Source organism: Methylobacterium brachythecii (genome assembly GCF_014196345.1).
In the GTDB taxonomy this organism is placed as follows: domain Bacteria; phylum Pseudomonadota; class Alphaproteobacteria; order Rhizobiales; family Beijerinckiaceae; genus Methylobacterium; species Methylobacterium brachythecii.
Genome location: NZ_JACIDN010000003.1, coordinates 33,095 through 47,820, shown reverse-complemented (window position 1 = coordinate 47,820; position 14,726 = coordinate 33,095). Strand labels below are relative to the sequence as shown.

Below are 14,726 nucleotides of genomic sequence, written 5' to 3'. Positions count from 1 at the left end.
GGCTCAGTTCTGCGTCGGCGACTTGGCGACGTTGGCGGCACCCTTCTGGATGCCATGCAGGAAGTCGACGGCGGCGATGAGCTGCTTGTCCTTGGCCGGATCTGGCGGGATGTAGGCCGACGAACCGCCGCGCTCCTCGACATCCTTCTGCTTGAGGTGGCCCTTCAGGCCGGCCTCGCCCTTGGTCTCGTCCTTACCCTTCAGATCGTCGGGCACGTCCTGCAGGATCTCCTGATCCGGCTCGATGCCCTTGGCCTGGATCGAGCGGCCCGACGGCGTGTAGTAGCGCGCCGTGGTCAGGCGCAGGGCGCCCTGGCCGCCGAGCGGGATGATTGACTGCACCGAGCCCTTGCCGAATGAGCGCGTGCCCATGATGGTCGCGCGCTTGTGGTCCTGCAGGGCACCGGCGACGATCTCGGAGGCCGAGGCCGCGCCGCCGTTCACGAGCACCACGATCGGCTTGCCCTTGGCGAGGTCGCCGGCTTTAGCCGAGAAGCGCTGGGTCTCGTCCGGGTTGCGGCCGCGGGTGGAGACGATCTCGCCGCGATCGAGGAACGCGTCGGAGACCATCACCGCCTGATCGAGCAGGCCGCCCGGGTTGTTGCGCAGATCGATCACGTAGCCCTTGATCTTCTCCGCACCGATATCGGTGTTGAGCTTGTCGATGGCCGTCTTGAGGCCGTCGAAGGTCTGCTCGTTGAACTGCGTCAGGCGGATGTAGCCGACGTCATTGCCCTCGACCTTCGAGCGCACCGGGCGGATCTTGATGATGTCGCGGTTGAGCGTGACCTCAATCGGCTCTTTGGCCTCCTTGCGGGAGATCTTGAGCTTGACCGGGGAGTTCACCGGGCCGCGCATCTTGTCGACGGCCTGATTGAGGGTGAGCCCCTGAACCTGATCCTCGTCGATCTGGGTGATGATGTCGTTGGCAAGCAGACCGGCCTTCGAGGCCGGGGTGTCGTCGATCGGGGAGACGACCTTGATCAGGCCGTCCTCCATGGTGACCTCGATGCCGAGACCGCCGAACTCACCGCGCGTGGTGGTCTGCATGTCGCGGAACGCCTTGGCATCCATGTAGCTCGAATGCGGATCGAGCGCGGTCAGCATGCCGTTGACGGCGGTCTCAATCAGCTTCGATTCCTCGGGCTTCTCGACGTAGTCGGTCCGCACCTTCTCGAAGACATCGCCGAACAGGCTGAGCTGGCGGTAGGTTTCGGCCGAAGCCGCCACCGCGCTCGTGCTCGACAGCAGATGGGTCTGCGTCGACACCGCGGTCAGGCCGGCGCCGAGGAACGCGCCGAACAGGACGAGGGACACCTTGCGCATTATCCGCGAACCTTCTCGCTGGGGCTCTTCGCCCACCAAGGCTCCGGATCAATGGAGCCGCCGTCTTTTCTGAACTCGACGTATAGGACTGGATCGCCCCGATCATCGTCCTTCGATGACGCAGTTTGCGACGTATTTACGGCAGAACCGCCGGTGCCACCCTCGCCCATGGCCCCGACCGGCTCTCCCGCGAGCACGAACTGACCGACCTCGACGTCGATGCGATCCATGCCTGCAAGCAGCAGATAGTAGCCGTCGCCCGCGTTGATGATCAAGAGTCGACCATAGGAGCGGAACGGGCCGGCAAAGGACACCCAGCCATCCGCCGGAGACGAGACGCCGGCCTTCGGACGCGTCGTGAACGAAACGCCGCGCATGGTGCCGCCGTTGCCGTCGGGCTGGTTGAAGCCGCGCGTCAGGTTGCCGCTGACGGGCCTCGGCACGTCGCCGCGAAGATCCGCGAACTTCACCTTCGGGGCGAGTCGCGCCGGGTCGCGGAAGCCCGCTGCGGCAAAGCGCTCCTGCGTGGCCTTGGCCTCGCGATCCTGGGCCGCCTTGGCCTCATCGGCCGCGCGTCGCGCCGAGGAGACCTCGCCCTCCATGCGCTCGATGAGATCTTTCAGGGATTTGGCCTGTGAGCCGAGTTCGGCCGTGCGCTGGCGTTCCGCTGTGAGGTTGCCTTCGACCTCGGCCATGCGCTTGCGGCGTGCCTCGACCAGGAGGTCGAGGCGCTGCCTCTCCTTGGCCCAGCCGGCGAGATCGGTCTTCAAGCTTTCGCGATCGGAGGCGATCTGCCCGCGCACGCGGACGAGTTCCGTCAGATCGGCGGCGAGCGTCTCGGCCTCGCCGCGCAGCTCCGGCACAACCGCACCGAGCAACATGGAGGTGCGGATCACTGCCAGCACGTCCTCGGGCCGCACGAGAACGGCGGGAGGCGGCCGGCGGCCCATGCGCTGCAGAGCGGCCAGGATCTCGGCGATAACGCTGCGGCGCGCGTCGAGCGATTTGCGGATCGCGCCTTCGCTGTTGTTCAGGTTCTTCAGGCGCTCTTCGAGGCGGCTGAGCCGGTCTTCCGTCGCCTGCGCCTGACGTCCGGCATCGAGCAGCGCGAGGTTCAGCTTCGCTCGATCATTGCCGATCGCGGCGATCTCGGATTCGAGGCTGCCTCGGTTCGCCGCGCTGGCATTGAGCGCATCCTGGATCTGCTTGAGGCTCTCGGCGCGACGAGCTTTCTCCTCGATCGTGCGCTGGATCGCATCGGGATCCTTGGCTTCCTGCGCGAGCGACGGCGCCGCCAGCCCCAGAAAGGCGGCAGTGACCAAGCCAGCGATCTTGCGCGCTTGTCGCGTCGTCGTCCCCGTCAGCCGCATTCAGCCCTCAGGCCTCCCCGCGATGATACGGATGGCCGGCCAGGATGGTGAGGGTCCGATACATCTGCTCGAAGACGAGCACACGCACCAGACCATGCGGCAATGTCGCTGCTCCGAAGGCGAGAATAAGGTCGGCGCGAGACCGGACCGAGTCATGGAGGCCGTCCGGTCCGCCGATGACCATGGCGAGCGTCGATCGACCCTCGTCGCGCCAGCGACCAATCCGTCCCGCGATGGCTTCGCTCGCGAGATCGGCGCGGCCGCGCTCGTCGAAGACGATGACCGCCGCGTCGTTTGGCACTCTAGCGAGAATGGCAGCCGCTTCCTCGGCGTGTCGGTCTGGCGCCCTGCGAGTACGACTCTCGGGCAGCTCGATCAGATCGAGCACGGGAAGGCCCTGGCTGCGACCGAGCGCGAGGCTTCGGTCGAAGTATCGCGCCGCGTGATCGCGCTCGATGCCGGGTTTGAGCCGGCCCACGGCGATGGCTTGGATATTCAAGGGAGCGAATGCTTATTGGCGAGGACGAACCCCGCAAGCACCTGCACGATTGTGGCTGAAAAGCACAGCCATCAGCGTATCGCGTAAGCCGCCGCCAGAGCGTGAGGAAAGGCCGGATGCCCGTCCGCGAATGCAATGAGCGAGAGGGTGAGACCAAGCGCCGCAGCATAGGCGATCGCGAACACGTCGCGATGCGATGCTGCCGACATCAGGAACAGCAAGGCGAAGGGGATGCTCTGCAGAGCCAATGCGGCTGCGACGTTCATCGAGCGATCCAGCGTTTGATCGATCCACAGTGCTCGATATCGGCGACCCGGGCGGGTCGCCGATATCTTGGACGTCGTCGTCTGATGCGACGCTCTCAGTGAGATGCCACCGGCATCGGCGAGCCGTTGGACGCGTGGTGACGTACGAGCATCGGGCGAAGCACCATGACCGCGAGGAAGGCCGCCAGAAGATCCAAGGCCGCAACGGTGTAGAGAACGGTCGCCCAGGTTCCGGTCGCCTGCATGATGATGTTGCCGACCGGCACGAAGAGCGCCGCGAGGCCCTTCGCGCAATAGAGCACGCCGTAGATCTTGCCGATGTGCTTCGCACCGAAGGTGTCGGCGGCCGTTGCGCTGAACAGCGAGTAGACCTCACCCCAGGCCAGGAACACGATGCCGGACAGAATCACGAACGCCCAGGGGTTCGAGCCGAAATAGCCCAAGGCCACGATGCCGATGCCCTCGAGCGAGAAGGCGATGAACATCGTGTATTCGCGGCCGATCCGGTCGGACACCCAGCCGAAAAGCGGGCGGGAGATGCCGTTCATGATGCGATCGAGCATCAGGGCGAACGGCAGCGCCGCCATGGCGAAGAAGTACAGGTTTACCTGGAAGTTCTTCACACCCAGATCCTGCGCGATCACGCCGAGTTGCGCGACCGCCATTAGGCCACCCGTCACGGTACAGGTGAACATCAGGAGCATGACCCAGAAGACCCGCTGGCTCAGGGCCTCGCGCAGGGTGTAGTCGCGCCGGCTCTGCAGCACCTTGGTCGAAAAGGTCACTTCGCCCTTCGCCGGTCCGCGCAGGAACAGGGCCGCGAACATGATCACGCATCCCTGGATCAGGCCGAAGGTGAAGAAGGCCTGTTGGTAGCTGCCGGCAGCGATCATGTTGGCGATCGGCAGGATGGTCAGGGCCGAGCCGGCCCCATAGCCGCCCGCCGTGAGGCCAACCGCCAAGCCTCGCTTGTCCGGAAACCACTTCAAGGCGTTGTTGATGCAGGTCGCGTAGACGCAGCCGACGCCGATGCCGCCGACGACGGAGCCGAGATAGAAGCCCGTCAGTGAGTCCGCGTAGGAGTTGATGATCCAGGCCAGACCCGTCATCAGGCCGCCGAACAGCACCACGCGACTCGGGCCGTATTTGTCGATGAAATATCCCTCGATCGGCGTCAGCCACGTCTGGACGATGACGAAGATCGTGAACGCGACTTGGATGGCGGCGCGATCCCAGCCGAAGGTCTTCTGAATTTCCGGGACGAAGAGCGTCCAGGCGTATTGGATGTTCGCGGCAGCCACCATGCAGGCGACGCCGAAGCCCAGTTGCAGCCATCGGTTCGCGCTTGCGCGCTCCGCGATCGGCGCGGTGGCCGTAATCTCCATGTGTGACCTCCCTCGTCGATGCGCTGACGCCCGGCATTTGTTCCAGGTCCGCCGATGGCGTGCGCCAGCGAGCCGCGTTACCGCGGCTGATATACAATATTTTGCATATTTCGGAGGCTTGCAAATGCAATATTTTGCATTTGCAAGGTTATATCACTGGATTAAAAACGAACTCTGAACGTATGTCGATCAATCGAACGCCAACATCAGTCGATCCGATGCCATCACCTCTATGAATACAACGGTTATGGATTTTTAGACAGAGAGATGGATTATCCGTGCCGCGATGATCGTGGCACGTGACGGCGTACCGATCGAAATGCGGCGCGTGTCAGCGCATCCGACCGGGCCGGTTGCCCTGCGCCCAGTCGAGTGCCTGCTCCAGCCGGTCGTTGCCCCAGAACAGCTCGCCATCCTCCGCAAGGAAGTTTGGCGCGCCGTAGATGCCACGCGAGCGCGCCTCCTCTCCCGCCAGCTTGAGCCGGCCCTTGTTGGTGTCGGAGGTCGCCGCCTTGAGGATCGAGGTGCCGTCGAGCCCGAGGCCGTCGAGGATCGCGGAGACGGCCTGCGGTTCGGCGATGGAGCAGCCCTTCGCGAACGAGACCTCGAAGGCTGCTTTGGTGAAAGGCACCAGCCAGTCCTGATCCGCGGCGTAGATCGCCACACGCGTCGCCACCAGCGAGTTCTGCGGGAACGGGTTGGGCCGAGTGACCGGCGGCAGCGAAAGGCGCGCCGCCTCTCGGTCGAGGTCGCGCCACATGTTGCGACCCTTCACCGGGTAAATGTTGAAGGGCGAGTTGTTCCAGCCCTGCGCGGCGAAGATCGGCCCGAGCAGGAAGGGCCGCCAGCGCAGGTCGACCTCGGCCGCCTCTGCCAGAGCCTCGATCCGCATCACCGCGAGATAGGAATACGTTGACGCGAACTCGTACCAGAATTCGAGGGTCGGCCGCCGCGCCATTCGTCGAATCTCCGGAGAGCTGATGCCTAAGTAGTGTCTTGCGAGAGCGTGGCCGCTGCAAGGCCGTTTTGCGTCGCAGCCAGCGGAAGACACAGGCCGGCAGACTCGCCGGTGAACGCCGGGCAGCCGGCATGGTTGCGCGGCTCGCGACTCCGCTGTTAAGCCGCCGGTTCCCGGCCGCCCGATGCGATGACACACATGTCCGTAGATCCCCTCGCCCCCAAGACCGTGAAGAAGGTCGTGCTCGCCTATTCCGGCGGCCTCGATACCTCGATCATCCTGAAGTGGCTGCAGACCACCTACGGCTGCGAGGTCATCACCTTCACCGCCGATCTCGGACAGGGCGAGGAGCTGGAACCGGCGCGCAAGAAGGCGGAGCTGCTCGGCATCAAGCCTGAGAACATCTTCATCGAGGACCTGCGCGAGGAGTTCGTGCGGGACTACGTCTTCCCGATGTTCCGCGCCAACGCCGTCTACGAGGGCGTCTACCTGCTCGGCACTTCGATCGCGCGGCCGCTGATCGCCAAGAAGCAGATCGAGATCGCGGAGAAGCTCGGGGCTGACGCCGTCTGTCACGGCGCCACCGGCAAGGGCAACGACCAGGTCCGGTTCGAGCTCGGCTACTACGCCTTGAAGCCCGACGTGACGGTGATCGCCCCCTGGCGCGAATGGGACCTGAAGAGCCGCGAGCAGCTCATCGCCTTCGCCGAGCAGCACCAGATCCCGATCGCCAAGGACAAGCGCGGCGAGAGCCCGTTTTCGGTGGACGCCAACCTCCTACACGCCTCTTCGGAAGGCAAGGTGCTGGAGGACCCGGCCGACGAGGTGCCGGATTACGTCTTCTCGCGCACGATCTCTCCTGAGGAAGCGCCCGATACCCCGACGGTGATCACCATCGGTTTCGAGAAGGGCGACGCCGTCTCCATCGACGGAGAGCGCCTGTCGCCCGCCACGCTGCTCGCCAAGCTGAACCAGCTCGGCCACGACAACGGTATCGGCCGGCTCGATCTCGTCGAGAACCGCTTCGTCGGCATGAAGAGCCGCGGCATGTACGAAACGCCCGGCGGCACCATCCTGCTGCCGGCCCACCGCGCCATCGAGTCGATCACGCTCGACCGGGGTGCTGCGCACCTCAAGGATCAGATCATGCCGCAATATGCGGAGCTGATCTATAACGGCTTCTGGTTCTCGCCCGAGCGCGAGATGCTCCAGGCTCTGATCGACAAGAGCCAGGAGAAGGTGACCGGCGACGTCCGGCTGAAGCTCTACAAGGGCGGCGTCCACGTCATCGGCCGTACCAGCCCGCACTCGCTCTATGACCAGGACCTCGTCACCTTCGAGGAGGGCGCCGTGGCTTACGATCACCGCGACGCGGCTGGCTTCATCAAGCTCAACGCCCTGCGGCTGCGCACGCTGGCTCAGCGGAAGAAGCGCGAGGGTTAAGCCCCCTCGGCCCCTCCAGCGAAGAAGCCCGTCGCCTCAGACGGGCTCCCACCCGATCGTCCCAGCCGGCTGCCTGAACATGCCCGGTGCCAGATCCGCCGACCGCAAGAAGATCTGCAGGACCGGCTGCATCTCGCGGTGAAGCCGCATCAACCGCTCCTCCTGCTCGTCCGACAGGATCGCCCGGCCCTCGTCGTCCTTGGGCGGCGCCTCGCCGAGATGCACGGCCATCTCGACGGTGTACCAGGTCATGGCCCCGTAGGGCCGCTTGGGGTCGACGCCGGGAACGTCGTTTTCGTCGTCCCAGCGCAGCGCGAGATTCGGAATGAGCTTCAGGTGCTCCGGCGTGACCTCGAAGGAGATCTGCTCCGGTGTCTCGCCGGTGACCTCGTCGCGAAACAGGTCGAACACTTCGGACGGGGCCAGCTTGGCGAGCGGGTTGTGGTACTGGTAGCGGCCCGGCCTCAGCACGGCATTCTGCACGAAGACTTCGAGGGCATCGCCGAGCGCGCGATGCTCCTCGTCGAGCCCCTCGTCGTCACCGGTGACGTTCTCGATGTCGCCGTCGCGGTCGGTGCTGCCGTAGGGTGCGTCCGGATGGATGATCGGCGCGCCCGACTCGGTGCCGTCCCAGGCGACCGCCATGCGCCGGATCAGGGCGATCCGTTCAAGGGTGAGTTCGAAGGTCGTGTCTTCGGCCATCCGGGTCCGCTCTGTCTCGGGTTTTCTGGAGCCAGTACAGGATGAACGTGACGGCCGCTATCGTGGCTTGAGACAGCCGATATAGTCGTCCATCGCGCCGTATGCGGACTGGATACGGCCAGCCTTCGCCCTCATCTCGGCGGTGGGCTTACGGGGATCGCGCTCGATCGGGTTCGGCAAGGTCGTGGCGAGCAGGATCGCTTCCGACGGCTTGAGGTCGCGGGCGCTCTTGTTGAACCAGTGCCGCGCAGCCGCCTCGGCTCCGAAGATGCCATCGCCCCATTCGGCGACATTCAGGTAGATCTCCATCGTGCGCCGCTTGCCCCAGACGGTGTCGACGAAGATCGAGAGCGGAATCTCGATCGCCTTGCGGATGTAGGAGCGGCCAGGCCACAGGAAGACGTTCTTCACCGTCTGCATGGTGATGGTCGAGGCGCCGCGGCTCGGGCCGCCCTCGTCTTCGACGACCTCGCTCAGCGATTTCCAGTCGACACCGTTGTGCACGCAGAACCGCTGGTCCTCGGCCGTGAAGACGGCGCGAACCAGGGCCGGCGAGATCCGCTCCAGCGGTACCGCCTCCCGAGTCACCGACTGGCCCGTCAACCATCGCCCCAGCATCGGGGTTGAGACGGGCATCACCACGCGATAGACGAGCGTCAGCACAAGCGTGAGGGCGACGATTCCGAGGGCGAGACGCATGGCCAGGCTGGCGATGCGCCGTGCCATCGTCCTTCGCCGCGCAGGATCGATCCGTCGCAGGCTGCGCTCCTGCGGATGCCGCCGGCGGATCTCCTCCTCGCGTTCCACCCTCAGCACGCTGCTCGCGCCCATCCCCGAACCAGGCCTCTACCGATGACCTCAACGCAGGGTTCCGACGCCTCGGTCAAGGCGCACTCCCCCGACGAACCGTTTACCCACAGGCTCGCCACCGTGGCGGATGACGTAGAGCGCTTTCTGGTCGCGCTTCTCGACGAGACCCTGCGCGCCGGCGAAATCGTCCGGCCGCCGCGCCTGATGGAGGCGATGCGCCACGCGGTTCTCGGCGGCGGCAAGCGCCTGCGCCCCTTCCTCGCGATCGAAACGGCCCGGATGCTTGGCGGTTCCGAACGGAGCGCGATGGCGGCCGGTGCCGGCGTCGAGCTGGTGCATTGCTACTCGCTCGTCCACGACGACCTGCCGGCGATGGACGACGACGACCTGCGCCGCGGCAAGCCCACGGTCCACAAGGCTTATGACGAGGCCACCGCGATCCTCGTCGGTGACGCACTGCAGACGCTGGCCTTCGAGATCACCGCCGATGCGCAATGGCAGCCCGATCCGGCGATCCGCGCCGATCTCGTGCTCGGCCTCGCCAAATCCTCCGGGCTCGGCGGCATGGTCGGCGGCCAGTTGCTCGATCTCACGGCGGAGGGCCGCTTCGGTGAGGTCTCCCTCGACGTCGACGACACGCTGCGCATGCAGGCCATGAAGACCGGCGCGATCCTCGCCTTCTCGGTCGAGGCCGGCGCCATCGTCGGCCATGCCGACCGCGAGCAGCGCGCTGCCCTGCTGCGCTACGGCAAGGCGCTCGGGCAGGCCTTCCAGGTCGCCGACGACATCCTCGACCGCGAGGCGTCGCCCGAAGCGATGGGCAAGGCCACCGGCAAGGACAAGGATGCCGGCAAGGCGACCCTGGTCGACCGGCTCGGCCTCGACGGCGCCCGCGCCGAATGCGACCGCCTGGTCGGCGTCTGCGAGGAGGCCGTCGCACCCTGGGGCGAGCGCGCGCATATCCTGCGCGAGGCGGCCCGCTTCACCGTCGCTCGCAAGACCTGAATTCGGTACGGGTCACCTGCCCGCCCCGTAGATCAGCTCACGAAACTTCGCCTGTGCGGCGTTCACGGCCTGCTGGCTGCTCTGCAGCGCCTGCAGCTTCGCATTGAACGCTTTCTGCGTCGCCGCGTCCGTGGCCTGCACCACGGGGCCGGTGATCTTCAGGCCGGTCTTGTGCTGATCGATGTAGTCGCCGAGGTCGAGCGCGTCGGCGAAGACCCTGTCGGCGATCGGCGCGATTTCCCGGAAGGTCGCAGCCACCGAGGTCACCAGCCGATCGTAGGCCTTGTCGTAGACCGGCTTCAGGTCGGCCGGCTGGCTGAGCTTGCCGTGCTCGGCATCGGCCTGAGTGAGATCGCCTCCGAGGGCGGCATTCATCTCGCCGATCGTCGTCTTCGCGATCTTGAAATCATCACGCCGCGCCGCGAGATCCGCCGCCGAGTGGATCGAAGCCTTCGAGACCGCGCTCGAAAACTTCGGCGAGACGCTCTCGTTCATCACCTTATGGAAGTTCGAGATCACGGCGTAGTGCTCGGCATAGGGGCCGAAAGCCTTGCGCTCGTCCGGCGTCAGGATCGGCACGTGGATACCCGGCTTGTCGATGATCCGAGTCTGCAGGAAGGACAGGAAGGCCTTCCGCTGTTCCGGCTCGGGATCGCCACAGGCAGCGAGCGCCGTCATCGCCGCGAGCGTGAGCCCGAGGGTGAGCTTATTCGGCAATCGTCGCATTCTCGATGGGCCTCTGGTGCGTGGCAGATGGCGTCAGTGCCGGAACATCTTCAGGGGCGACAGCGTGCCGTCGCGGTAGACGATCTGGGCCGAGGCCGAGCGCGTACCCGGGGGCGCCTTCAAATAGGGCGTGAAGTTGCCCGGGATCGCGAAAGGGTTGGCCTCGTCGCAGGGCGGTAGCGGGATGACGCGGTCCGGCTCGGCCTTGTCGAGGCCGATGCGCAGCTCCTTGATCGCGCAGCGATAGGAGACCAGCGCCGTGTAGTAGAGCAGCACCCCGTTGAAATCGCGGAAGGAGAGCCAGCTTCCGGCAACCATCTCGATGATCTTGCGCTGGTCCTTGAAGAGCGCCGCCCTCGGGTCGAACGAGATCGGGAACGGACCGACCGTCACGCCCGCGGCATCGACGTAGCGCAGGTTCAGCGTGCTCGCCGGAGTGTCGATGTCGAGAGGGATCGACGGGTTGGGCATGCGGCGCCCGACACGCTGGTCGATGACGTCGAGGAAGCCCGTCTCCTGATACTCGCCCTTGTCGCCGAGGCGCCAGGAAATGGCGATGGCCGGTTCGGGCAGCGAGATCGTCGCGCTCCATCCGCTGTTGCTGCGCGAGAAGCTGACGAGCGGCGCGTTGACCGGTGCATTGGTCGCATCCGGCGTCGATTGCCGCGCCGGCGGCAGCAGATCCTGGGCCGGCGGCAATGCGGCGACCTGCGCAGGCTTCTGCGCGACGGGCGGTGTGGGTGCCGGCGACGTGCTCGGCAGCTTCGCCGGCAAGTCTGTGCCGGCGACGGCCGGCTGGGTCGCGAGGCTGTTGCCGACGAAGAAGAAGTCCTCACCCGGCAGCGAGCCGTAGACGAAGGGCTCCTGGCGCCGCCCGGTCGAGGCCATGACGTCGTCGCGCACGAGCCGGAAGAGCTTGTTGATCTCCACGCCCGGCGTCACGATCCGCCGCGCCAGCGCCTCGGCGAACGGGCTGTTCTCGCCATCGCCGTCGAGGGCGGTCTGGCCGTGCTTGGCCGCGAAGGCGACCAGCGTACCGCCCTCCGGCTCGACCTGGGCGAGACCTCGGCCAACCGAGCGCGTCGCGATGGTCCGGCGCATGGAGCCGGCGAAAGGATTGTCGCGGCAGGCATCGAGCACGACGACGCGCAGCTTGTGGGCCGCCTCGATGGCCTGGAGCACGCGGTCCAGCGGGATCGCCTCGTCCGTGATGTCGCGGTCGCTCTTCAGCCGTGCGTCGACCGGGATGAGGTAGTTGGCGCCGCCGATCTCGATTCCGTGCCCGGCATAGTAGACGATGGCCCAATCGGCCCGTTCGGCGGCGTCCGAGAACCGGTTCAGTGCAGTGATGATGTCGGCACGGCTGGCATCGTCCAACACCGTGACGGACTGGAAGCCGGCAGAGCGAAGCGCGGCAGCGACGCGCCCTGCATCGCGGCGGGGATTGGGCAGGGCCGGCACGGCCCTGTAGCCGGAATTCCCGATGACGAGGGCGACCCGCGTCTCGGCCTGTGCGGTCGACGCGAGTGCCAGCCCGGCGACGATCACGGCCAAGAGCGCGAGGCGCCACCTCATCGAATCCTCCCGGTTTGGTCGAAACGCTCTTAAGGCATCGCTCGGACGCGCGAAACGGCCGAGCGCCGCCGCGCAACCCGGCAGCCGCATCGGGTCTACCAGCGCGGACCATCGGCGCTTGTACGACGACGCACAGGTGATGCGTGGCCACCGCGAACGGGCGACCTCCGAAGTTTCGCTAACGAGACGTTAACGCCCGTAAGGGATGAAATCCCATTGACGTCGCGGATTTCAGCATGCGCCTCCGAACCCTCCACGCGGTGCTGTTCGCAGCGATCGCGCTGATCCTCACGCTGCTGGGCTCGGCAGTCACCCTGAAACTCGCCGGCAAGCAGTTGCGCGCCCAGATCGGCGGCGAGATGGCGACCGTTGCCGGGCAAGTGCGCCGCGTCCTCGACCGCAGCGTCTATGGCGGCTGGCGCGACATCCGCGTGCTGTCGGCGGTGGCTCATACGATCGCGCCGACCGTGGACAGCCGCAGAGCTTGGCTCGAGGCCGTCAAAGGCTCCTTTCCGGCCTATGCCTGGATCGGCTTTGCCGACCGCAATGGCGTGGTGACGGCCTCCACCGGACGAGTTCTCGAAGGCGCCAGCGTCGCCGAGCGGCCGTGGTTCACCAAAGGCCTGGTCGCCCCCTTCGCGGGCGACGTGCACAAGGCCCTGCTGCTGGAGCGCTACATGCCGGCCAGCGAGGACGGCGGGCCATGGCGTTTCATCGACGTCTCGGCGCCGCTCCTCGATGCGGCCGGCTCCGCGGACGGCGTCGTCGGCGCACATCTGAGCTGGGCCTGGGCGCGAGGGCTGACCTCGTCCGTCGTAGACCCGCACGCGGTGAAATCACCCGGCATCGAAGTGCTCATCGTCGACAAGGACGGATCGATTATCCTCGGGCCCGCCAGCGTGCAGGGCTCGGCGATGCCCGACACCGCCAAGCTATGGCGCAAGGCGACGGCGGGGGACAAATTCGCGGTCGAGCACTGGCCCGACGGCGTCACCTATCTCGTCGGCGCGAGCCGTACGATCGGCGTCAACGACTATCCCGGGCTCGGCTGGACCGTGATCGTGCGTCAGCCGGTGGCCCTCGCCTTCGCGCCCGCGCACCGGCTCGCGAGCCGCCTGTTCACCGGCGGCCTCATCCTGGCGCTCGTCGCGGCATGCCTCGGCGTCCTGATCGGACGGCGGATCTCGCGACCGCTGGTGCGCCTGACGGAAGCCGCCGACGCCCTCGCCCGCTCGCCCGACTCGGCGACCACCCTGGCGCCGAGCGGCACGGTGGAGGTCCGCCGGCTCGCGGCGGCCTTCACGCGGATGGGAGAGGCCGTGGCCGAGCGCGACCGCAGGCTCGCCGAAGCCAACGAGCAGCTCGAACGCCGCGTCGAGGACCGCACGCGCGAGCTGGAAGGCATGCGCCGGACCGCCGAGCAGGCGAGCCAGGCCAAGACCGAGTTCCTGGCCACGATGAGCCACGAGATCCGCACGCCGCTCAACGGCGTGATCGGCTACACCGAGATCCTGCTGGAGGAGAACGGGCTGCCCCCCGAGCAGCGCCGCTCGGTCGAGCGCATCCGCGGCGCCGGCAACGCGCTACTGACCATCGTCAATGACATTCTCGACTTCTCGAAGGTGGAATCCGGCGAGATCGCCCTCGACCTGCGGCCCTTCGCTCTCTCCGCTCTGGTCGACGAGGCCTCCTCCATCGTGGCGCTCGGCGCAGCGGCCAAGGGGCTCGCCCTCACCGTCAGCGTCGCCCCAGACCTGCCCGGGCGCCTCGTCGGCGACGAGAGCCGGCTGCGACAGATCCTGCTGAACCTCCTCAACAACGCGATCAAGTTCACCCGTCACGGCTCGGTCTCACTCGCGGTCACCGGAGCTGCGGGCGAAAATGACGGCTGCACCCTGCTCTTCACGGTGACGGATACCGGCATCGGCATCCCCGCCGACAAGCTCGACCGCCTGTTCCATCGCTTCTCCCAGGTCGACGGCTCGATCGGGCGCGAATTCGGCGGCACCGGCCTCGGCCTCGCCATCTCCCGGCAGTTGGCGGAGTTGATGGGCGGCACGATGAGCGTAGAAAGCGAAGTCGATCGCGGATCGTGCTTCACCTTCACGGTGAGCCTGCCCCGAGCGCCTGAGATCGCGGCGCCTTCCGCGCCTGGCGCCGAGTCGGCGCGACCCGAACGGTTGCAAATCCTGCTCGCCGAGGACGTCGCCATCAACCAGGAGATCGCCTGCAAGCTCTTGGAGATGGCCGGATATTCCGTGGATGTCGTCGCCGACGGCGTCGAGGCGGTCGCCGCGGTTCAGGCGAAGGCATACGACCTCGTGCTGATGGACGTGCAGATGCCGCGCATGGACGGGCTCGCCGCGAGCCGCGCCATCCGCGACCTCGACCACCCCTGCAACTCCGTGATCATCGTCGCGATGACGGCAAACGTGCTGCCAGCCGAGATCACCCGGTTCCGAGAGGCCGGAATGGATGACCATGTCGGCAAGCCGTTCAAGCGCACCGATCTCACCGCCGCCGTCGAGCGCTGGTCGCGCGGCCGCGCTGCCGCAGCCGCTTGACTCCGACACGTTTTCCCAATGGTTAAGTGCGGATTAACGGATCACCGCTAAGTCTTTGAAAAGTCGTGAGCTGGGCGGTCCGTCCGGCGTGACGGAG

13 protein-coding genes are annotated in these 14,726 nt (G+C 66.4%); 3 read left to right on the top strand and 10 right to left on the bottom strand.

Annotation, left to right across the window (positions count from 1 at the left end; all coding sequences use genetic code 11):
• Positions 1–3: 3 nt before the first annotated feature.
• The 6 genes from GGR33_RS07875 to GGR33_RS07850 all read right to left on the bottom strand — a co-directional run bounded on the left by GGR33_RS07875 (position 4) and on the right by GGR33_RS07850 (position 5,804).
• Positions 4–1,326, bottom strand: a complete 1,323-nt coding sequence (locus GGR33_RS07875; protein ID WP_183503749.1) for a S41 family peptidase — start codon at positions 1,324–1,326, stop codon at positions 4–6.
• The gene (locus tag GGR33_RS07870; protein ID WP_183503747.1) at positions 1,326–2,696 is read right to left on the bottom strand and encodes a murein hydrolase activator EnvC family protein; all 1,371 of its coding nucleotides are present in this window, start codon (positions 2,694–2,696) and stop codon (positions 1,326–1,328) included. Before GGR33_RS07870 ends, GGR33_RS07875 begins: the two co-directional genes overlap by 1 nt.
• 7 nt (positions 2,697–2,703) lie before the next feature.
• Positions 2,704–3,195, bottom strand: coding sequence for a 23S rRNA (pseudouridine(1915)-N(3))-methyltransferase RlmH (gene rlmH, locus GGR33_RS07865; RefSeq protein WP_183503745.1), 492 nt, complete (start codon positions 3,193–3,195; stop codon positions 2,704–2,706).
• Positions 3,196–3,266: 71 nt separating this feature from the next.
• Complete coding sequence (locus GGR33_RS07860) at positions 3,267–3,461, bottom strand: hypothetical protein (protein ID WP_183503742.1); 195 nt, start codon at positions 3,459–3,461, stop codon at positions 3,267–3,269.
• Between the two features lie 95 nt (positions 3,462–3,556).
• Positions 3,557–4,846 carry an oxalate/formate MFS antiporter gene (gene oxlT / locus GGR33_RS07855; RefSeq protein ID WP_183503740.1) on the bottom strand — a complete coding sequence of 430 codons (1,290 nt, stop codon included), beginning with the start codon at positions 4,844–4,846 and terminating at the stop codon, positions 3,557–3,559.
• 331 nt (positions 4,847–5,177) lie between these two features.
• Positions 5,178–5,804, bottom strand: coding sequence for a 2-hydroxychromene-2-carboxylate isomerase (locus tag GGR33_RS07850; RefSeq protein ID WP_183503738.1), 627 nt, complete (start codon positions 5,802–5,804; stop codon positions 5,178–5,180).
• Positions 5,805–6,002: 198 nt separating this feature from the next.
• Between GGR33_RS07850 and GGR33_RS07845 the strand changes: the two genes are divergently transcribed.
• The gene (locus GGR33_RS07845) at positions 6,003–7,247 is read left to right on the top strand and encodes an argininosuccinate synthase (RefSeq protein WP_183503736.1); all 1,245 of its coding nucleotides are present in this window, start codon (positions 6,003–6,005) and stop codon (positions 7,245–7,247) included.
• 36 nt (positions 7,248–7,283) lie between these two features.
• Here the strand turns inward: GGR33_RS07845 and GGR33_RS07840 are convergent, their stop codons facing one another.
• Together GGR33_RS07840 and mtgA are read right to left on the bottom strand one after the other, a co-directional pair.
• Entirely contained in the window at positions 7,284–7,949 is a 666-nt protein-coding gene (locus tag GGR33_RS07840) for a hypothetical protein (protein ID WP_183503734.1), read from the bottom strand.
• Between the two features lie 57 nt (positions 7,950–8,006).
• The gene (gene mtgA, locus GGR33_RS07835) at positions 8,007–8,780 is read right to left on the bottom strand and encodes a monofunctional biosynthetic peptidoglycan transglycosylase (RefSeq protein ID WP_306484287.1); all 774 of its coding nucleotides are present in this window, start codon (positions 8,778–8,780) and stop codon (positions 8,007–8,009) included.
• 21 nt (positions 8,781–8,801) lie between these two features.
• Between mtgA and GGR33_RS07830 the strand changes: the two genes are divergently transcribed.
• Entirely contained in the window at positions 8,802–9,764 is a 963-nt protein-coding gene (locus tag GGR33_RS07830) for a polyprenyl synthetase family protein (protein ID WP_183503732.1), read from the top strand.
• A 12-nt stretch (positions 9,765–9,776) separates the two neighbouring features.
• On the opposite strand, the gene GGR33_RS07825 is transcribed toward GGR33_RS07830, so the two are convergent.
• On the bottom strand, positions 9,777–10,481 hold the full coding sequence (locus tag GGR33_RS07825) for a DUF3053 family protein (RefSeq protein WP_183503730.1): 705 nt from the start codon (positions 10,479–10,481) through the stop codon (positions 9,777–9,779).
• A 42-nt stretch (positions 10,482–10,523) separates the two neighbouring features.
• Entirely contained in the window at positions 10,524–12,065 is a 1,542-nt protein-coding gene (locus tag GGR33_RS07820; protein ID WP_246412917.1) for a caspase family protein, read from the bottom strand.
• A 236-nt stretch (positions 12,066–12,301) separates the two neighbouring features.
• On the opposite strand from GGR33_RS07820, the gene GGR33_RS07815 reads away from it, so the two are divergent.
• Positions 12,302–14,629, top strand: coding sequence for a hybrid sensor histidine kinase/response regulator (locus GGR33_RS07815; protein ID WP_183503726.1), 2,328 nt, complete (start codon positions 12,302–12,304; stop codon positions 14,627–14,629).
• Positions 14,630–14,726: the final 97 nt, after the last annotated feature.